We start from the raw sequence: 20,610 nt of genomic DNA, 5'->3' as shown, positions 1-20,610 counted from the left end.
GACGGCCGGAGTGCCTGGCCGAGCGCTCGACATGGGCGCGAAGCAGGCGGGCAACCGAGCCTGGGAGATTTCCGGGCGCTTCGCTGGGCGAGCGGCGGGGTGTCCACTAGACTCGGCGGCTCCCCATGCGAATCGCCCCCCTGCTCTGCCTGGCCGCCGCGCTGGTGGCCTCGACGTCCGAAGCCGCTGTCCGCTACGTCATCAAGAACCGCCGCATCGAGCCGAACCAGACGCTCGCGAAGGCGCTGCACGACGCGCAGCTCCCGGACGCGCAGGTGGCCGCCGTCATCTCCGCGCTGGAGGGCGTGTTCGACTTCCGCAAGTCCCGCGTGGGGGACCAGCTCCGGCTGGTGATGCGTGACGGGGAGCTCGACTTCTTCGACTACCGGCAGAGCATGGTGGACGAGTGGCAGGTGCGCCGCGACGGCGAGAAGTACGTCGGCAGCAAGCGCGCCATTGAAGTGGAGAAGCAGGTCGCCGTCGTGGCGCTGGAAATCCAGTCGTCGCTGTACGAGGCGGCGGTGGCCGCGGGCGAGGACCCGGCCATCGGCATGGTGCTGGCGGACGTGTTCGCCTGGGACATCGACTTCTACCGGGACGTGCGCAAGGGCGACACGGCGCGCGCGCTGGTGGAGAAGTTCGTCTCCAAGGGCCGGCTGCTGCGCTACGGCGACGTGCTGGCGGCCACGTACGCGGGCGGCCTCGTGGGCAACAAGCGGGTGTTCCGCTACGTGCTCCCCGACGGGCAGCCCAACTTCTTCAACGAGGAGGGCGCCAGCGCGAAGAAGACCTTCCTCAAGACGCCCCTGAAGTACGCCAACATCACCAGCCGCTTCGGCTCGCGCTTCCACCCGGTGCTCCAGTACCTCAAGGCGCACAACGGCGTGGACTACGGCACCCCCATTGGCACCCCCGTGTGGGCGGTGGCGGACGGCACGGTGACGCAGGCGGGCTACGCGGGCGCCGCCGGCAACATGGTGGTCATCCGCCACGCCAACGGCTTCGAGACGCAGTACATGCACCTGTCCCGCTTCGGCGAGGGCGTGCGCGTGGGCGCCCGGGTGCGGCAGAAGCAGGTCATCGCTCTCTCCGGCAACACCGGCCGCTCCACCGGCCCGCACCTGCACTTCGGCCTCAAGCGCAACGGCCAGTACACCAACCCCCTCAACCAGCAGTTCCCCCGCGCGGACCCGCTGCCCAAGGAGCTGCTGCCGGACTTCCTCGCCAAGGCGCAGGAGCTCACGGGGCAGATGGAGGCCGTGTCCGTGGCCGCCGTCGCCGGGCAGGCCACGGCCATGCCGTGACGGGCCGGGCTACTCCCAGGTGATGACGTAGTCGGCGCCGCTCATGCCCCGCGGCGTCCCCACCACGCGGCTCTTGCAGCCGATGACGCTCAGCGCCTCCTGCAAGACGCCCTCGTGGTACTGCACCGGCTGCATGTCCCCGTGGAAGGCCAGGCGGACCTGCTTGTCCCCCAGCACGGCGTACTCACGCCGGCCGTAGCTCACCAACGTCGAGTAGGCGGTGGGCGCGTGGGACAGCAGGCGCTTGGGGTCTCCCTTGCCGATGAGCCGGTTGAGCGTCTGCCCCACCGTGGACTGGAAGAAGTGCGTGACGGCGGCCGCGCCGCACGCGCGCACCGCGTCCTCCATGGAGCCGTAGTGCGGCGTCAGCACCTCGGACGTGGCGTACAGGAGGCGCATGGCGTCCACGGCCGGATAGGAGAAGAAGTCCACCGGGGAGCGCTTGAAGAAGGGCTCTCGCAGCCGCGTGGCCGCCTCCGCGCCGAGCTTCTTCTCCGCGAGCATGAACACCGCGTTGAAGACGAGCCCGCGCACCGTGTCTTCGGGTCGGATGATGGCCAACCGTTGTTCAAGTTCGTTCTGCGCAATGCCCATGGCGGCTTGATTTCTACATCAATCCGTCGCCGGGTTGTCGCCACATCCACCGACAGGCAGTCCGCCGCCCTTCCAGGTGAGCTGTCCCGTGGGGCGAAGCGGCGCTTTCCCGGTGCGGTGTGAGACACGGCTGCGCTAGCGTGACGCACCTTCGCGTACCCGGGAAAGCCCGGGGCTCGCGGAACCATGAACCGCAGCATCAACGTTCCGAGACTCCAGCGACATGGCCCCTCCTGCCTCCGCCTCCCAGCAGCCCCGCCCCGCCCAGCCGGTAACGACCGACGACAGCGGCCCCGCCGGGCACGACGCGGCCAGCCTGCGCCGCTCCTTCCTCGACCACGTGCGCTACTCACGCGGGAAGAACTACGAGTCCTCCACGCCGCATGACCGCTTCATGGCGCTGTCGCTCGCCGTCCGTGACAGGTTGGCGGACCGGTGGGTGAAGACGTCGCGCACCTACTACGAGAAGGACGTCAAGCGCGCGTACTACCTGTCCGCAGAGTACCTGCTGGGACGGGCCCTGGGCAACAACCTGCTGAATCTGGGGATGTACGAAGCGGCGGCCGAGTCGATGCAGGAGGTGGGGGTGGACCTCACCAACCTGCTGGAGATGGAGCCGGACGCGGGCCTGGGCAACGGCGGCCTGGGCCGCCTGGCGGCGTGCTTCATGGAGTCGCTGGCCACGCTGGCCTACCCCGGCATGGGCTACGGCATCCGCTACGAGTTCGGCATCTTCACGCAGGACATCGTCGACGGTTACCAGGTGGAGCGCGCCGACGAGTGGCTGAAGTTCGGCAACCCGTGGGAAATCGTCCGGCCGGAGAAGGCGGTGCCGGTGCGCTTCTTCGGGCGCGTGGAGCACCACCAGGGCCCGGATGGCCGCCCGGTGGCGCGCTGGGTGGGTGGCAAGACGGTGGTGGGCGTGCCGTACGACACGCCCATCGCGGGGTACCACAACAACACCGTCAACACGCTGCGGCTGTGGCAGGCGCGCGCCTCCGAGGAGTTCGACCTGCTGCTGTTCAACGCGGGCGACTACGAGCGCTCGGTGGTGGAGAAGAACGACTCGGAGGTCATCTCCAAGGTCCTCTACCCCAACGACGCGTTCCAGGCCGGCAAGGAGCTGCGGCTCAAGCAGCAGTACTTCTTCGTCGCGTGCTCCATCGCGGACATCGTCCGGCGCTACCTGAAGAACCACACCGACTTCCGGGACTTCTCGCGCAAGGCGGCCATCCAGCTCAACGACACGCACCCGGCCATTGGCGTGGCGGAGCTGATGCGCGTGCTGGTGGACGAGAAGCGCCTGCTCTGGGACGAGGCGTGGACGATTACGCAGGAGACGTTCGGCTACACCAACCACACGCTGCTGGCCGAGGCGATGGAGAAGTGGCCGGCGACGCTGTTCGAGCGGCTGCTGCCCCGCCACCTGGAAATCATCTACGAAATCAACGCGCGCGTCCTGCGGCAGGTGCAGATTCGCTACCCGTACGACCAGGAGAAGATGCAGCGGATGAGCCTGGTGGAGGAAGGCGCCGAGAAGAAGATTCGCATGGCCCACCTCGCCGTCGTGGGCAGCCACAGCGTCAACGGCGTGGCCGCGCTGCACACGGACCTGCTGCGCCGGGACGTGCTGACGGACTTCGCCGCCATGAACCCGGAGCGGTTCAACAACAAGACGAACGGCGTCACGCCGCGCCGCTGGCTGGCGTGGTGCAACCCGCGGCTGTCCAAGCTGATTACGTCGCGCATTGGCGACGGCTGGGCCACGGACCTGGACAAGCTCACGAAGCTGGAGGCGCACGCGGAGGACCCCGAGTTCCGCAAGGCCTTCCGCGACGTGAAGCGCGCCAACAAGGAAGACCTGGCCCGCCACATCCGTGACTTGCGCTGGGTGCAGCTCAATCCGGACGCCATCTTCGACGTGCAGATCAAGCGCCTGCACGAGTACAAGCGGCAGCTCCTCAACGCGCTGCACATCGTGGCGCTGTGGATGAAGGCGCGCAGGGACCCGTCCACCATCATCCACCCGCGGGCGTTCATCTTCGGCGCCAAGGCGGCGCCGGGTTACCACCTGGCGAAGCTGACCATCCGCCTCATCAACGGCATCGCCGAGGTGGTGAACAGCGACGCGGGCACCACGGGGCTCCAGGTGGTCTTCGCCCCCAACTACCGGGTGAGCCTGGCCGAGCGCATCATCCCCGCAGCCGACGTGTCCGAGCAGATCTCCACCGCCGGCATGGAGGCGTCTGGCACGGGCAACATGAAGCTGATGCTCAACGGCGCGCTGACGCTGGGCACGCTGGACGGCGCCAACGTGGAGATTCGCGACGCGGTGGGCGACGAGAACTTCTTCCTCTTCGGCCTCACGGCGGACGAGGTGATTGCTCGCAAGCGCGAGGGCTACCGCCCGCGCGACGTGTACAACCAGCACCGCGAGCTGCGCGAGGCGCTGGATTTGATTTCCACCGGCTTCTTCTCGCCGGAGGACAAGCACCTCTTCAAGCCGCTGGTGGACAGCCTCCTGGACGAGGACCGCTACCTGATGCTGGCGGACTTCCCTTCGTACATGGCGAAGCAGGAAGAGGTCGCGCACGCTTACAGGGACGCGGATGGCTGGGCGCGCAAGTGCATCATCAACGTGGCGCGCGGCGGCATCTTCTCCTCGGACCGGACCATCAAGCAGTACGCCGAGGAAATCTGGCGCATTCAGCAGACGCCCGTGGAGCCGTAGTCGTCTTGGGTTTCCCCTTCCGGCTGGTGATGACTCCGGCCGGAAGGGAAGCAGACTTCAAGGTAGCAGCCTCCCAGCGGTAGCACCCCAGTCGCTCCTTGGGCTTGATGCCCGGACGCGAGATTCGAGGAGTGATGCCGCGAAGGAGGAGCCCTCGTCGGTTCTTCCTGGAGGCGTAGGCCTCGCGTTGCCCGTTCGTCTGCCCGTGGGCGGCCCCGCTTCCTCACGTGAAGTGGTGCATGTCGATGAGTTCAGACGGCCTGGGCAGCCCCCATAATACATCTCACATCAATACCGCATGACGCGGCAGCGAAACGACATACGTCTGACGCTCGCCGCGTAGAAGCAGCCTCGGCATGGCTTCGTCGTGAGTACGGGTCGTTTCGGCCCCCAAGCGCGGCCCCTCGGGAACTGTGATAGCGATTGAACCTGCGCCGTGGAACCGCTCATGACCACGCCGCGCTTCCCTCGCATTGGCCACGGAACACGAAATCCATGCCCCGTCTCAGGTCCTCCTTCCTCGCGCCCCTCCAGGGCGCCATCGTCCGCTGCGCCTCTCGCCGATGGGCCAGCGCCGTACTGATGTCTCTGCTGGTGGGGTGTGGTTCGCAAGCCGTCGTGGAGCCGCAGGAGCCGGCCCCCTCCAGTGCCCAGGAAATCGTCAACGGGACTGACACGACGATTGGCGACAATCCCTGGCAGGCGATGCTCTATTTCAACAGTGCGACGACCCAAATGGGTCGCAGGGTCTGTGGCGGCTCGATTCTCAACGAGAAATGGATCCTCACCGCGCAGCATTGCGTGCTCGACAAGTACGGCAACCTCATCGAGCCGGATCTCGTCATGGTAGGCAGCACCACCTTGGACGGGGTCCACCATGGCCAGACCCCCACCGTGGAAGATGTCATCCCCTACCCCGGCTTCCTGGACACCTCATCGGGCAAGGACGTGGCCTTGGTGCTCCTGGCCACGCCGCTCGACCTGAGCGGGCCCAACGCCAAAGCCATCCCACTCATCACGCCGGTCGATGAATCTTCGCGCGTCACCACCCCGGGCGTCGTCGCGCGAGCCACCGGCTGGGGAGCGCACTTCCTCAACGACACCTTCAACAACACGCTTCGGACCACGAACCTCATCATCCAGAGCAACAGCGTGGCCCAAGCGGCCTATCCGACGCATCACATCACCGAGGACCAAATCCCCGCGGCGGCGCTCGGCACGGGCATTTGTGATGGCGACAGCGGCGGCCCGCTCACGGTCCCCTACGGCGACACGCGCGCGCTGGCGGGCGTTCTCAGTTGGGGCTACGGCTGTGGCGACTCGCGCTTCCCTGGCATGTCCGCGAGGGTGTCGTCGTTCGGCTCCTGGATTACCTCGACGACCTGCATCCTCACCAATGGAGCGTCGGTGCCCGTCATCGACGTGGACGAGGACGACTGGACCTGCACCTACACCCTATCGGTGCCCGAGGGCGCCTCCGACCTGAAGTTCGAGCTGAGCAGCAGCGAGGGTGACGGCGACGTGTATGTGAGGTTCGGCGCCGAGCCCGATGCGTTCACACACCCCTGCGACTCGGCAAATCCTGGCAATGGAGAGAAGTGCACCATCGACTACCCGAGCGTGGGCACCTACTCCGTGAAGATACACGTCTACGCGAGTGCCAATGACATGCGCCTCAAGGCGGGGTACTCCAGCCTCCTCGACTTCGGCGGCATGTGGGGCTACGTGGACAACGGCGTCCTCGCGCACCACCCCGCGACCGGCTCGGACACTTGCCCCGTGGGCTACAAGCCGACGCGGCTGCTTGGCTCCGTGGCCTACCCCGGGCGCGATGGAGATGTCTTCCTCTGCTCCCGGCCTCAGAAGGCGGGCCGAGCGCCGCTCTACGATTTCGGCGGCATGTGGGGCTACGTCTTGGGCGCTGTGATGCCCAACCCCTATACGCTCGAGGCGTCCTGCCCTGAGGGATACACGGATCAGCGGGTCCTGGGGACTCCCAACGTCGATTACGAAGTGCACGTCTGTTACAGGCCCCACGGCTCCGGCACGACTCCGTCGCTCCCCTTCGGCGGCATGATGGGCCAGGTGGACGGTGGAAAGGTCGCGCCCAATCCAGCAACGGGCGCCGCCTCGTGCCCGACTGGCTTCGTGAGCAGGCCGGTGTCGGGATACCCCAACGTCGATTGGTCCTTGCACTTCTGCTACCAGCCGCCCACGCGCTGGGACTTCGGCGGCATGTGGGGCTCCGTGAATGGGGGCACGTCCGTGGACAACCCCGCGACCGACCAGCGCACGTGTCCCGCTGGGTACAAGGCCACGCAGTTGTTGGGGACCCGCGCCGTCGACTTCAGCGTGTTCCTCTGCTCACGGCCCTCTCTCGGGGGCAATAACGAGGCCCTCCATTTCGGCGGGATGTGGGGCACCGTCAACGGCGTCTTGAGGTCCAATCCCTATACGAACAGTGCCAGTTGCCCCTCCGGGTACACGGCCACACGCGTCCTGGGGACCCCTGGCCTCGATGCCAACCTCCACTACTGCCACATGCGCAACATGTCCAAGACACCAGCGCAGTACCCCTTCGGAGGCATGTGGGGCCAGGTGAATGGCGGCACGTATGTGCCCAATCCTTCGACGGGCGCCATCTCCTGTCCGCCAGGATTCACTGACAGGCAGGTGCTGGGAACCAACGGCCTCGATTACGAATTGCACTTCTGCTCCAAGCCGTAGACGCGGACCGGCACGTGCGGAGGCCCCCCATGCAGCGCCGCGGGAAGCGAGGAGCGGCCCGGGACAGGCGCAACCCCTCCTCGACGCGATGAGTGCAGGGCTGCGTGGAGACAGGCGCGGCTCGAAGCGTCGAAGGAACTCGACGTGGAAGCCCCGTTCCTCCAGGAGGGTCGCGCGCTCAAGAAGGAGCACGACCTCCAGCGACCTTGAGCAGCGGTCCCTCGGCGCCATCACGCGAGGGCAGAGCCGGCCATTCTGGGGCACCTTGAATTACCCTCTCGGCCTGAGAAGAAGACTCGGCCGGTTGAGCGAGCAATTGTGAATCGACGGGTCCGTGGTTTGAGTCCACGTCGGGGGCCCCGACGGCATGCGGCCATCGGCCTGTGCTCAGAGAGCACTGGCTCGAAGACAAGCCCTCCAACCGACGTGACCAAATTCCCGTGCTTTCTGAAGCCCATCAACCATGCATCCCGCCAGGAGGCCCACCGTGGCGTGCAGAGGGCCCTCATCGGAACTGATTGCCTCCACAGGCACCAAAGCCTCATAGGCACCCAGTTCCACCAAGGCAGCGGCCTCCGGCGCTCCATACCCCAGCTTCGCCTGGGCCAACCGCGTCCAGGCCGCGGGACTACCGTCCAAGCACGCATACGCCCGCTGCAACTCCACCTCTGTCCGCCCCAGGCGCGGGCCATCCACCAGCACTTACGGGGTGCTCGCTCTCAGGCAGCTCCCCACTCAGAGAGAGACGGCGGCCGGATCAAGGCTCCAGGTACGCAGGTTCGCAAGAGCCTTTGCTCTCGGCGCGGAGCTTGATGGTCAGCAGGCAACGGAAGTGGCGGGCGTAGCGTGCCTGCCGCAGCGCCCGACCCAGCTCCTCCTGTCGTATGCTATCAGCCTCAGTCCGGCAGGACTTCTTGCCGGTTGCATGCATTGGAAGTCGCGCATGCGACCGGATTTTGGCGACCGACATAGAGGAAGATAATGGTTTTGAGGGAACACCTTCATCAATTGAAGTCACATCCACTCATGTTCCTGCCGACGGAGGGATACGACGTCATGGTCGCTTACCTGCTCGGATTCGACACAGCGGTCGGCGAAGGAGCACTCACGGGATTTCGAGAGTGGCTCATCCCCCAGCTCAAAGGGGGTATAATCTTGCTTGGTTTGGGATTGTGCCCCACCTCATGGCTCAGCGGACATCCCCGAACAGGGGGCCTCATGAATCTGGGGAGAAAGAACGCGTCGAGTTCCTCTTCGAAACGCTTGAGGCATTCTTTAAAGAGCGAGATGCACCAGGCGGACTCCAAGCTATTTATGTCCACTACGATGCCTGGCTCAGGAGCCAGAGTTGGTACACGCCATCAGCACCCGACTGGTTCCCGCCCCCCGTGTCAAAGAAGCCCCCGCACAATCGCACTAAGAAGACTCCATCAACTCGGCGTAGACGTTGAGCCCCACGCACCTCTCGTGGCGGCATGTGCCTAACTCAAACTCGGTCGCTACATCACGCACGCTTCAAGACCAGTCCGGCATTGCGTCAATGCGAGTGGCCGAGGCGCGCGGGCATCACGCGGCCCTGCTCAGCGAGGAGGTCCGAGATCACCGTCAGGCTCATGGCCACGCCAGGTCGATGTGAAGAAGCGGGCCCGCGGGCATTTCCACCTTCGCGACTCGTGCTTTGCGGAAGGCTTCGCCCACCACCCCGCTGCCCGGGTCCGCCCTGCCTGGCCGTCCAACCCGTAGCGGCTCTCCGTGTCCGCACGCAGGTGGCTCTGCACCCAGCCGGCGCAGCATCGGCATCTGCTCATCTACGTTGGAGCGTGGCAGCTTCGCGCCAGCATCGTGCTGAGGAAGCCCTCGACGGCATCTGCGCGGTCAGCCCGCGTATAAGCGAGCTGCTTGTCGCTGACGGTCTGGAGGGACGGTACCTCCAGCCCTTCCACGGCCAGGACCACGTGCGGCAGAATGACGTGGACGCAGCCCGCCCCGAGCTGGTCCGCGAAGGCGTCAGCCGCGTCACGTCGCTGGGCCGCACGCGCGGCCCGGGCGGAGGTGACGCCGAATCGCTCTTCCGGGGACTGGGGCACGGGCCCCGTCGTACAAGGAGGCTGCTCGTCCACTCCGAGGACGCCAGCAGGGAAGGCGCCAGCTTCGTCCGTCACCTCAACGTAGGCATCCTGGGCACGCCAGACACTCGCGATGCTCCGTACTCAGTTACAGGCCCGGCGCCGTCCCACGCACCGTGGCCGTGCCGCTGCCCTGGCGGTTGAGGTCCACCGTCCCACGCAGCCATCGCACTTGCCACTCAGCGCCCGCGGGATGGAGCTCAGCGACGCAGCCGCGCTGCTCGTGGACGAAGACCTTCACCGACAGCGCTCACCCGCCGTCGTCCTCCAGCTCCACATCCGGCGTCAGCCTCATCCGTATGCCGTGCTCCGCAACCAGCAGTAGGCGTCGCAAGCGCGTCCGGCGGCAATCCCCAATGGGGGAGAGGTCAGAAGCAGGAGGCTCCATCCGGGATGGTTCTACGCCATGTACCGCCGCCACAGAACGCTCAGCGACTCCACGGGGGGGTCGACCTCTCGACCTTGTTCATTCCTGATGGCGTAGAAAACCTCTCCGTCGGGGCTGGCCGTTTTGATCGCCCGTTTCCCCTTCATGACCCACATGGAGACCGCGCGCAGGCCAGGCGCCGAGGCGGCTTGCCCAGCACCTGGTGAAGGGATGGCTTCTTCTTTGAAGCCGAGCGCCCTTTCCTCCTCCGACACCGTCGTCGGGTGGAGGCTGTCCGTCTCTGCCTCATCGTCGCGATGCATGTGTCCTCTCGCCCCAAGAGCGCCGAACTGTAACGGCGGGGAACCTCCTCGACTTCATCTCACAGGCAGCAGCCGGTGAAGCGCTCGGGTCCTTCCACGCTCATCCCGCTTTGCGACGGAAGTGGAGCGCCTGCACGCCAGACTTGAACCGCTGCGTCGAGAGGAACTCGAGATGCCGCGCACTCGACAGGCCATGAAACAACGTCGGCCCACGGCCACTGATGATGGGAATCGGGTACAGCCCCTAGGGCTCCACGAGCGAATTGCCGGTGGGGTCAAAGAGGCCCATCGCTCTCGCCAGAGCCAAGCGAGAGAGCTGCACGTTGAGCGACTCTGCCACCAGAGACAGTTGGGCATTGGCGAGCGTCGCGTTGACGTCCGTCACTTGAAGGTACGTGCTGGCGCCCGCCTCGAAGCTCTCCTTCGCCAGGCGTGCGCTCTCCCATGAGAGCTTCACGCGCTCCTCCGCCGTGCCGAGATTGGCTTCGGCAGTCCCCAAGTCCGTCACGGCCCTGCGCACCTCGTCACGAATCTTCTCTTCTGCCCCACGCAAGTTGGCGCGGGCCTCGGCAATCCTTCCGTTCGCCTCGCGCAGGTTGGCTTCACGCAAACCGCCGTCCAACAGCGTCCACGACAAGGAAAGCCCCGCCGTCCACATCGTCGCCTGTCCTGTGAGTCCAGCGACGTTCGTTGCCGTGTAGTTGGCCGTGGCATACAGGTCGGGGAGGTACTCGAAGAGGATTTGCTTCCGGCCCCCTCTAGCCAGGTCGATGTCAAGGCGCGCACTCGCGGCGTCCGGACGTCTTTCGAGTGCGGTCGTCTCCGCGGCGGACACATCCCTGACCTCCACGGGAATCGCGACCGCTGACTCCTTCGGCAGTGCGACGTCGAAGTCCACGGGACGGGCGAGGAGCGCGGCCAGCGCGCTCTTGGCATTGGCATAGGCATTGCGGCTGCGCACCACCTCCTGCTCTGCCTCCTTGCGGTCCAGGGTCGCGCGCAGCAACGCCAGCCGCTCCACGTCGCCAACCTCGAGACGATTCTGGGCGTCGCGCTCGAAGCCCCGGCGTACATCCAGGAGTTGCTCCTGCACTGCCATCGCCTCACGCAAGCTCGCAGCCCCCAAGTATGCCTGGGCCACTGCGAACAGCGTCTCACGGCGGGTACTCTCCGCCGTCAACTCCGCCGCCTTTTCCCCAAGATAGGCATTCTCAATGGCGGGCCACAGTCTCGGCACGAGCACCGCCTGTTGTGCGTTGAGCTGGCCAGCGAACTGGTCCCTCTTCAGGAGAGGAATGGGCTCCGGAGCTTCAGGTACCTCGAACACCAACTCCACGGGATTCCGGGTGTATGTACCGTTCGCGGTGACGCTCGGGAAGTACCCAGCCCAGGCTTTGTTACTCAACAGCCTCGCTTGTCTGAGTCGGGCGCGGGCCGCCTCAAGGCCAGGGTTCCCCCGCTCCGCGAGTCGAAGTGCCTCCGTCAATGAAAGCAACCTGAGTGAAGCCTCTGAAGCGGCAACTGTCTCGGATTTGTCGACACTGACAACCTTCTGCGCGTCGACTGGACGCACAGGCACATTGGGTTCGGTGAGAGCCTCTGGGGCAGTTGGGGCTCGTGCGGAAATAACAGGGAAGCTGGAAGCCTGGGTCAGCAGGAGGCTTGATACGAGAACAGGGATGAACATGGTGATTGACTTAGAAAGAGGAGACACGACAAGCGCTGCGGCGCCGGACGGCGCCGATAAAGAAGAACGAAATGGACCAGAGCCCGCGGACCCGCGACCTGAGAACTCCGCATTCAACGAGAAACCGCGGAGGTCACGTGGGTGTGAGCATCCTTAAAGAAGGGAGCTCGAGGGATTGGAGGATGCCGCAGGGACATCCAATGCCAGCGGACTGACCTCGCGGCGCGCGAAGCGGGCAACGAGTCCGTCCAGCAGCGAGTAGACAACGGGCACCACCACCAGCGTCAGCACCGTGGAGCTGATGAGTCCGCCGATGATGACGAGCGCCATCGGTACTCGCATTTCGGCGCCATCCCCCTGAGCCAGCGCCACGGGCACCATGCCGGCCACCATGGCGATGGTCGTCATGAGAATGGGACGCAGACGCACCGGCGCTGCCTCCAGCAGCGCGTGTCCCGCGCTCCTGCCCGCTTCGCGCAGTTGCTGGGTGAAGTCGACCAGCAGGATGCCGTTCTTCACCACCAGCCCCATCAACATGATGACTCCGATGAGCGCGAACATGGACATCGCATTGCCCGACAAGAGCAGCGCGCCGATGGCACCGATGAGCGCGAAGGGCAGCGACAGCATGATGGTGAAGGGGTGGATGTAGCTGCCGAACTGCGCCGCCAGAATCATGTAGAGCAGCAAGATGCCCAACCCAAGCGCCATGCCGAAGGCTGCGGCCGTCTTGCCCATCTCCTTCGCATCACCGGAGAAGCCCGCCTCCACACCCGCGGGCAGGTCCTTCTCGGACTGCTCGGAGAGATAGGTCATGGCTTCGCCCAGGGAGTAGCCGGGTGCCAGGTTGGCGAGCAGGGTGATCTGCCGCTTCTGGTTCTGCCGGTCAATCTGCACCGGCCCCTCGGACGGGATGATGTCCGCCACGTTGCGCAGCTCCACCAACTGTCCGCCAACGGTGCGCACGGTGAGCTGGCCCAGCGCATCTTCCGAAGCGAGCGTGGCCTCGGGCAGACGCAACTTCACATCGAAGGTCTCGCCACCCTCGCGGTACGTCATGAACTCGTCGCGGCCCAGATAGGCGCGCAGCTCCTGGCCCACCTGAGCAGCCGGCACGCCGAGCTGTGCGGCGCGCTCCCGGTTGAGCTTCACGTCAAACTGGGGTTTTCCGCTGCGGTAGGTCGAGTCGACATCGGTGAAGTTCGGGTTCGTCTTCATCGTGCCGAGCAGCTTCTCGCTCGATGCGACGAGTTGCTCCCAGTCGGTGCCGCGCAGCATGAACTGGACTGCCTGGGTGTTGCCGCCACCGCCAACGTCGGAGATGTTCTGGACGGAGGTCAACACGCCGGGGCGCACGGGCAGCGCCTCACGCAAGCGCACCTTGAAGGACTCCTGGTCGAATGAGCGCTCCTTGGGCGGAACCAGGTTCACCATCACCTCGCCCTTGTGCACCTCCTCGAGCGTGCCACCGCCCGCGGTGCTGAAGGTCTCCTTGACGCCTTCCAGCGTGCGCACCTGCGCGGCGACGACGCCCAGCTCCCGTTCGGTGTCCTCGAGCGTGGCGCCCACGGGCAGTTCGAGCGTCACCTTGACGGCGCTGTTGTCGGAAGGCGGGATGAAGGTGAACTTGAGGAAGCTCGCCAGACCCAAGGTCAACACCAACACACCCACGGCCGCGACGAGGGTCAAAGCGCGCCGCTTGAGCACGCCCTCCAGGATGCGGCGGTAACCGTTCTCCATGCCCACCAACACCCGTTCAATGGCGGCGCTCACCTTGTTGGTAGGGCCATGTGCATGGCCCTTGAGCAGGCGGCTGGAGAGCATGGGCGTGAGCGTCATCGACACCGCGTAGGAGATGAGCACCGACACCGCCACCGTGACGCCGAACTGGTAGAAGAACTGGCCAATCATTCCTTCCATGAAGGCCACGGGAATGAACACCGCGACAATGGCCAGCGTCACCGCGAGCACCGCGACGACAATCTGCTGGGTGCCCTCGAGCGCCGCCTGCATGGGCGGTTTCCCCTCCTCCAGGTGCCGGACGATGTTCTCGATGACCACGATGGCGTCGTCGATGAGCAGGCCGATGGAGAGCGTCAGCGCCAGCATGGTGATGATGTTGAAGGTGAAGCCGAGCATCGCCATCACCGCGAAGGTGCCGATGACGCTCACCGGCAGCGCGATGGCGGACACCAGCGTGGAGCGCAGGTTGCGCAGGAACACCAGCACGATGAGCACCGACAGCGCGCCGCCCAGCAGCATGTCGAACTGCACCGCGCTGATGGACGAGCGGATGTTGGTGGAGTTGTCGCTGATGGTCTTGATGTCCACGCCCTGGGGCAGCGACGCGTTCAGCTCGGCGAGCGACTCCTTGACGCTCTCCGCCACCTGCACGGTGTTGGCGCCTGACTGCTTTCGCACCACCAGCGCCAGCGCGGCGCCGGTGTCCGAGCGCGCAAGGCCCCGCGCCTCCTGAGCGCCGTCCACCACCGCCGCGACGTCCCGCACTCGCACCGGTGTGCCGTTGGGACTGACGATGATGATGTTGCTCAGCTCCTCCACGCTCTGCGCCTCGGCCGTCAGCCGGATGATTCGCTCACGGCCGCCCTGCGTGGCGCGGCCACCCGGCAGGTCCACGCTCTGCGCCTGCAGCGCCTGGCTCACATCGCCCACGGCCAGCCCGTAGCCGCGCAGACGCTGCGGGTCGACCACCACCTGGATTTCACGCTCGCGGCCACCCACCACGTCGATGCTGCCCACGCCCGCCTGGCTCTGAAGCGCGGGCTTCACCACGTCCTTCGCCACCCGCGTCAACTCCTCCACGGGCAGCGCACCGGTGAGCGACAGCGTGAGGATGGGGGCCGCGCCGAGGTCGAATTTCTCCACGACGGGCGTCTCGATGCCGGCTGGCAGCGAGCGCAGCGAGGCCTGCACGCGGTCTCTCACGTCCTGAGCCGCGACATTGACGTCGGTGCCCATCTTGAAGGCGATGGTGATCTGACTGACGCTCTCCAGGTTGATGGAGCTGAGTTCGTCCACGCCGTTGAGCGTGTTGAGCCCCTCCTCCAGCGGCTTGGAGACAGTCTCCTCGATGGACGCCGGAGCAGCGCCCGGCAGCAGCGTGGTGATGGAGACGTAGGGGATGTCGATGTTGGGGTACTGGTCGACGCCGATGCGCGGGTAGGCGTAGAGGCCGAAGACGACGACCGCCGCCATCAACATGACGGTGAAGACGGAGTGTTTGATAAAGATTTTGAGCATGACGGTGGCGTGCGGTGGAGCGGGAAGAGATGAAGGGGGCTACCGGACGACCTGGAGAGCGGCGCCGTCCTGAAGAGGGAGGCTCACGTCGGCGACGACGTGCTCCTCGAGGCCGAGTCCCTGGACCACGCGCACGAAGCCAGGCAGCACTCGCTCCACCTTGACATCACGGCGCTGGGCCTTGCCCTCGCGGACCACCCAGACGAAACCCTCCTGGCCGCGGGAATGGACGGCTTGCGCGGGCAGGAACAGCCCCGCGGACGCCCCCTCTCCGTCGGCGGACAGGGTGCCGGTGAAGTCCAGCTCCACAAGAGCGCCCGCACGCAGCATCACGCCCTTGTTCTTGCCCGGCACCACGTCCGCGAGCACTTCGACGGTGCGAGTCTGCGGGTCGATGACGGCCCCCAGACTGCGCACCTTCGCCTCGAACGGAGCCCCGGAAGGATTGAGCGTCCCACTGACGAGGCTGCCCACCTTCACGCGGTCCACGAGTGCTTCGGGCACTGGCGCGCGAACCTCGAGCGCATGCGTATTGATGAGCCCGAAGAGGGCGGTGCCGGGCGACACGTAGTCCCCCTCGTTGCAGGTGCGACGGGTGATGACGCCGTCGAAGGGGGCGATGCGGCGAGTGTCGTGCTGAGCCTCCTGCGCACTGTCGAGGGCTGCAACGGCCTGCTCGGCCTGGGCCTGCGCCTGGCGGTAGCCCACCTCTGCCTTCTCAAGTGAAGCCCGCGCGAGGCTGCCCGACTGCGCGAGCGCCCTCGCCCGCTCCACCTCCATCTTCGCGCCCTCCAGCGCCGCATCCGCCGCCGAACGCGCGGCCCGCGCTTGGTTGACGGCGAGCCGGACGTTGGTGGTGTCCATCTGTGCGAGCACCTGGCCCCGCTTCACCGTGTCCCCCACGTCCACCGCGACGCGGGTGATGGGGCCCGTGGCCTCGGCGCTCAAGGTCGCCTCCTGCCGGGCGCGTACGCTGCCAGTGGCCTTCAAGACGCTCGCCTTGAGTTGGGGAGCCGGCCTGACGGTACGGACCCCCACGGGCTTCTGGACCACCCGCGCCGCGGACGGCGCGGGCGCTGCATTGCCACCGCCGCACCCAGCCACAACCACCGCCACGGCCACCGCTGCTGTCTTCCAGGTCATCTTCATCACTGCGTTCCTCGTGGTAGGCGGGTGACTCTTTGCCTTCGGCACAAATTGACTAAGTTGGGTTTTCTGGTCAGTTCCGAGCGCACGAATGCCTTCTTCGCCTTGGCGCGGAATGGAGCGGCACGGCGGGTGTGGCACTTCAGCGGGAGGGTGTCTGCGGAACCTTGGAGGCCGAGAGCCCACGGATGAAGACGGTGAAGCAGGCCTCGAGCGCTCGCTCACGATGGCCGTCGAGGTCTTTTGTTAACAGCGAGTCCCCCACACTGGACATCAGCTCGACCAACCCCTCAGCCAGCAAGCGAGGCTCGGCCACGGAAAAGAGCCCCTGTGCCACACCGCTCTCGATGATGCCCGCAAGAAGAGCCACCTCTTGCTCCACCATCACAGGAATGAGGTGTGCCGCCTGCTCGCCGAGCTCCAGGACCGTGGTCAGCTCCACGCGCCGCCCACCAGGAGTCCAGGCATGTGGCTTGAGGCAAAACCGAATGTAGGCGCGGATCTGCTCTTGGGGCGTTGTCGCCTGTCGGATGGCCGCATTGAGCGCGGCATTGACCTCGGCGAACACCTTTTGAGCGCAGGCTTCAAACAGCGCCTCCTTGTTCTCGAAGTGCAGATAGATACTGCCTTTGCCGACATCCGCACGACGGGCGATGTCTTCGACTGAGGCCTTCTTGAAGCCATAGCGAGCGAAGACTTCGATGGCGGCATCGAGGATTGCTGTTCGCGCGTCCGAACCCATTGACCCAGATTTATAATCTGGTCAATTCGTTCACGCAAGCACAACGCGCTGTCGCGGACGCCGCTCGCCGGGAGCAGCGCCGGAGCAGGTACAGCAGAGGCCTATAAGGCGAGTGGGCGCAGCGCCTTCGTGATGAAGGGAAAGCCAGGTCGGCCAGACGACCCGAAGCTGTCCGGCACTTCCCCGCTTCAACGCCTTCAGGCCCAAAGCGGACAGCGGCGCTCCGCCATGAGCGGGTCGCGTCCTCCCCACGCAGGAACCCAACAGGTGCCGGCGAGGGACCCGAGCGAAGCGCTGACAGCCGCGGCCGTTGCCTACCCCATGAATCTTTTCCCATTCGGGGACACCAGTCCCCCGCCTGGCCCGCAGGGGCGCCCCACCCCGCAGTGCCAACGTCCTCTCCGCGTCACCCGCGGCGGCCGCGCGCGGGCCAACGCCTGCCAGTGGATGTCCTTGGCATCCAGCAGTGATCACTAGACCCCGGGCGCATTGGCAGCAGGGAGCCGCCTGTTCGACGAACGGGCTCCATGCGAACGAAAGCGACGCGCGTGCTGGGGGCCGGTGCGCTCATTCTCGGGCTGCTCGTGGTGAAGTCTCTCGTGCCCACCGAGCAGGTTCGCTCGGGGCAGTCGTCCCTCGAGCCCGTCTCCCCCCGCGCCCTCCCCTCCACGGCCGCTCCGGGAATGCCCGCCCCGCCCCGCCCCGGCGTGAAGGCCGCGTCGTCGCCGGCGACGGCGTCTCCAGACGGAGAGATGGAGGCGCTGCGGGCTTCGCTGCTCGAACGCTATGGCGCGCGTCTGAGCGAGCCGTCCGTCCAGCTCCGAATGCTGGAGCAGCTCATGCGCTACTTCCAGATGCGCTCGCCAGACGGCTGGCGTGAGCTGATGGAGGACTTCCTCTGGAAGGCCTTCCCCGGCAAATACGAAGTGCTCATGGCGTTGCTGCGCAACCGCCTGGATTACGAGAAGTGGATGGAGGCCAACGCCTCGTATCTGCGAGGACTCGACGAGAAGCAACGCCGGGCCGCGCTGCGAGATGCGCGCGGCCGGCTCTTCGGACCGGAGACCGCGCGGCAACTGTGGGCCTCCGAGCTGCGGAACCAGGCCGTCGCCGATACGTTCCAGGCGCTCGAACGCATGCAGGGCGCGTCCCTCTCCGAGAAGCTGTCCACCTACAAGCAGCGGCTCGACGCCATCTACGGAGACGCCGCGCCGGCCCACCTGGCCCGGCATCCCCAGGAGACGATGAACCGTTTCCTGGGCCTGCCCTCCATCCAGCAGGAGCTGACGGGCATGGCCCCCGCCGAGCGCGCGCGGAGCCTGCGGACCGTGCGCAAGGAGATGGGATTGACGGAAGAAGCCCTGCGCCGCTGGGACACGCTGGACCGGACGCGGGACGCCCGCTGGGAGGCGGGCACCCGGTACATGGAAGAGCGCGCGGAGCTGGCGCGGACCTTGTCCGGAGAGGACCTGGAAGCGCGCCTCCAGGAGGTGCGCTTCCGCTACTTCGGCGCCGAGGCGGACGTCATCGCCCAGGAGGAAGCCAGCGGCCTCTTCCGCTTCACGCGCCCCCGGCATTGGGGGCGCAATTGAGGCCGTGGCGCGCCGTCACGCCGCCTGGTTGAGCCACTCCTCGTAGGCGCGGAAGTCGTAGTCGCGCCCCAGGAAGGCGTGCACCAGGCGGGCCGCGTCGTCCGAACCACCCGGCTCCAGCACCGCGCGCCGATACGCCTGCGCGGGCTCCGACGACAGCATCCCCTTCTGCTGGAACACCGTGAACAGGTCCTTCGCGATGACGAGCGACCACATGTACGTGTAGTAGTTGGACGAGTACCCGTCGAGGTGCCCGAAGGAGAGGTGGAAGTAGGTGCCCTCCACGTACGGGAACGGCGTGAACTTGCCCTGCAGCTCGCGCACGAGCGACACGGCGTCCACGCTGTCCGGCTTGCGCCGGTACAGCTCCAGGCTCAGCGCCGCGTAGAACATCTGCTGGCGCACCCACAGCCCCTTGCCGAACTCCTCTGCGCGCCGCATGCGCTCCACCAGGTCCGCGGGGATGGGCTCGTTTGTCTCGTGGTGCCGGGCGAACGTCTGCAGGCTGGCGGTGTCACGCGCCCACTCCTCCAGCATCTGCGACGGCGCCTCCACGAAGTCCCACTCCGTGCGCACGCCCGACACACCGGCCCAGCGCGTGTGGCCGCCGAAGATGTGGTGCAGCAGGTGGCCGAACTCGTGGAAGAAGGTCTCCACCTCGCTGTGCAGGAGCAGCGCGGGCTCCTTGCCCGGACGGGGGAAGTTGCACACGAGCACCCCTTCCGGCAGCCGCCGGCCCGTCTTCCCGCTGGTGAGCGTGAACTGGGCCGCGTGCTTGTACTTGTCGTCGCGCGGGTGCATGTCCAGGTAGAAGCGGCCGCGCAGCGTGGCGCCCTCGAACACGTCGTAGGCCTCCACGTCCGGGTGCCACACCGGCGCGTCCGCGACATGGCGGTAGCTGACGCCGAACATGCGCGCCGTCAGGTCGAGCACGCCCTGCTTCACCCGCGTGTACTCGTAGAAGGGCCGCACCGCCTGCGAGTCGAAGGCGTACTGCTCCGCCTTCACGCGGTCGTCCAGGTACGCCTGGTCCCAGGGATTCACGCGCTCGGCGCCGGGCTCGTCGCGGCGCTTGCGCTCCAGCAACACGGCGTAGTCGCGCTCCATCCGCGCGCCGGACGCGTCGGCGATCTTCTGGATGAAGTCCGACGCGGCCTGCTCGTCGCGAATCATCTTGTCCTCGGTCGCGTAGGCCGCCCAGTTGCGGTAGCCCAGCAGCACCGCCAGCTCGTTCCGCCGCGCCACCATCCGCTGGAGCACGTCTCCGTTGGAAGGGTGGCCCCGCTGACGGAAGGTGCGCCACATCTGCTCGCGGGCCTTCGCGTCCCGCGAGTACGTCATGAACGGGACGATGTCCGGGTAGTCCGTGGTGACGCGCACCTTCCCGTCCTCGCCCGGCGGGTGGGCTCGGACGTAGTCGTCGGGCAAGCCGTCCAGGGCGGAGGGCGGCAGCGCCTCCGTGCGCGTGTCCTGCCGGATGTTCTTGCTGAACTCCTGGCCAATGCGGACCAGCTCCTCCTGGAGCGCCTTCACCCGGGCGCGCGTGGCGTCGTCCCGGTCCACGCCCGCGCGGCGGAACTCGCGCAGCACCTTCTCCATCCACTTGCGGGTGGCGGCGTCCTCGCCAGACAGGTCCACCGCCGCGAGCACGTCATAGACGCCTCGGTCCATGCGGATGTCGTTGCTGAGCGTCTCCAGGGCCTGCTCGGCGGACTCGGCGGCGTCGCGCATGGCGGCGTCCGGGTGCGCGTGACGGGCCACGCTGGCACGGGCACCCGCGTCGTCGAGCGCGGCCGTGGACTCGTCGTAGAGCTCCAACACCTCGCGCGTGACGTAGGGGGGCCGGAGGGCCTTGAGGCGGGCGATTCCCTCGCGGGCGGCGGTCATGGCCGCCTCGGCGGCGCGCGTGAATTCGGCCGGCGGGCAGGTGACGAGGCGGGCGGCGTCCGGGACTTGGCTCTCTGACACAGTCAGCTCCTGAATGTGATGACGGCGAGACTCTGGCCGCGA

At 66.5% G+C, this 20,610-nt stretch carries 13 protein-coding genes and 1 pseudogene; 4 read left to right on the top strand and 10 right to left on the bottom strand.

Translation table 11 applies throughout. The features are described from left to right. Positions 1 to 125: 125 nt before the first annotated feature. Complete coding sequence (locus A176_RS05245; RefSeq protein WP_002638849.1) at positions 126 to 1,304, top strand: M23 family metallopeptidase; 1,179 nt, start codon at positions 126 to 128, stop codon at positions 1,302 to 1,304. 9 nt (positions 1,305 to 1,313) lie between these two features. On the opposite strand, the gene A176_RS05240 is transcribed toward A176_RS05245, so the two are convergent. Next, complete coding sequence (locus tag A176_RS05240; RefSeq protein WP_002638848.1) at positions 1,314 to 1,898, bottom strand: TIGR02265 family protein; 585 nt, start codon at positions 1,896 to 1,898, stop codon at positions 1,314 to 1,316. A 223-nt stretch (positions 1,899 to 2,121) separates the two neighbouring features. Here A176_RS05240 and A176_RS05235 point away from each other — a divergent pair, with 223 nt between their 5' ends. Both A176_RS05235 and A176_RS05230 read left to right on the top strand, forming a co-directional pair. Beyond that, complete coding sequence (locus A176_RS05235) at positions 2,122 to 4,629, top strand: glycogen/starch/alpha-glucan phosphorylase (RefSeq protein ID WP_002638847.1); 2,508 nt, start codon at positions 2,122 to 2,124, stop codon at positions 4,627 to 4,629. Positions 4,630 to 5,124: 495 nt separating this feature from the next. Beyond that, on the top strand, positions 5,125 to 7,356 hold the full coding sequence (locus A176_RS05230) for a trypsin-like serine protease (RefSeq protein WP_021781106.1): 2,232 nt from the start codon (positions 5,125 to 5,127) through the stop codon (positions 7,354 to 7,356). Between the two features lie 1,808 nt (positions 7,357 to 9,164). Here the strand turns inward: A176_RS05230 and A176_RS05225 are convergent. From A176_RS05225 to A176_RS05200, 8 genes and pseudogenes are all read right to left on the bottom strand, one after another. Beyond that, positions 9,165 to 9,518, bottom strand: coding sequence for a hypothetical protein (locus tag A176_RS05225; protein WP_226994205.1), 354 nt, complete (start codon positions 9,516 to 9,518; stop codon positions 9,165 to 9,167). A 52-nt stretch (positions 9,519 to 9,570) separates the two neighbouring features. After that, on the bottom strand, positions 9,571 to 9,723 hold the full coding sequence (locus A176_RS38560) for a hypothetical protein (RefSeq protein ID WP_002638844.1): 153 nt from the start codon (positions 9,721 to 9,723) through the stop codon (positions 9,571 to 9,573). Between the two features lie 158 nt (positions 9,724 to 9,881). After that, on the bottom strand, positions 9,882 to 10,172 hold the full coding sequence (locus tag A176_RS05220) for a hypothetical protein (protein WP_044889638.1): 291 nt from the start codon (positions 10,170 to 10,172) through the stop codon (positions 9,882 to 9,884). A gap of 100 nt (positions 10,173 to 10,272) precedes the next feature. Next, positions 10,273 to 10,401 (bottom strand): annotated as a pseudogene (locus tag A176_RS41000) (dihydrofolate reductase family protein); the annotation flags it as partial. A gap of 15 nt (positions 10,402 to 10,416) precedes the next feature. Then, positions 10,417 to 11,859, bottom strand: a complete 1,443-nt coding sequence (locus tag A176_RS05215) for a TolC family protein (RefSeq protein WP_044889639.1) — start codon at positions 11,857 to 11,859, stop codon at positions 10,417 to 10,419. Positions 11,860 to 12,012: 153 nt separating this feature from the next. Next, complete coding sequence (locus A176_RS05210; protein ID WP_002638841.1) at positions 12,013 to 15,120, bottom strand: efflux RND transporter permease subunit; 3,108 nt, start codon at positions 15,118 to 15,120, stop codon at positions 12,013 to 12,015. A gap of 39 nt (positions 15,121 to 15,159) precedes the next feature. Beyond that, entirely contained in the window at positions 15,160 to 16,269 is a 1,110-nt protein-coding gene (locus A176_RS05205) for an efflux RND transporter periplasmic adaptor subunit (protein ID WP_044889640.1), read from the bottom strand. 139 nt (positions 16,270 to 16,408) lie between these two features. Next, the gene (locus A176_RS05200) at positions 16,409 to 17,008 is read right to left on the bottom strand and encodes a TetR/AcrR family transcriptional regulator (RefSeq protein WP_002638838.1); all 600 of its coding nucleotides are present in this window, start codon (positions 17,006 to 17,008) and stop codon (positions 16,409 to 16,411) included. A 527-nt stretch (positions 17,009 to 17,535) separates the two neighbouring features. Between A176_RS05200 and A176_RS05195 the strand changes: the two genes are divergently transcribed. After that, positions 17,536 to 18,600: a hypothetical protein gene (locus tag A176_RS05195; RefSeq protein ID WP_044889641.1), complete on the top strand. Its 1,065-nt coding sequence runs from the start codon at positions 17,536 to 17,538 to the stop codon at positions 18,598 to 18,600. Positions 18,601 to 18,615: 15 nt separating this feature from the next. On the opposite strand, the gene A176_RS05190 is transcribed toward A176_RS05195, so the two are convergent. Then, positions 18,616 to 20,568, bottom strand: a complete 1,953-nt coding sequence (locus tag A176_RS05190; protein ID WP_002638836.1) for a M3 family metallopeptidase — start codon at positions 20,566 to 20,568, stop codon at positions 18,616 to 18,618. Positions 20,569 to 20,610 lie beyond the last annotated feature (42 nt).

Source organism: Myxococcus hansupus (genome assembly GCF_000280925.3).
In the GTDB taxonomy this organism is placed as follows: Bacteria; Myxococcota; Myxococcia; order Myxococcales; family Myxococcaceae; genus Myxococcus; species Myxococcus hansupus.
This window is presented reverse-complemented; position numbering and strand designations above follow the sequence as displayed.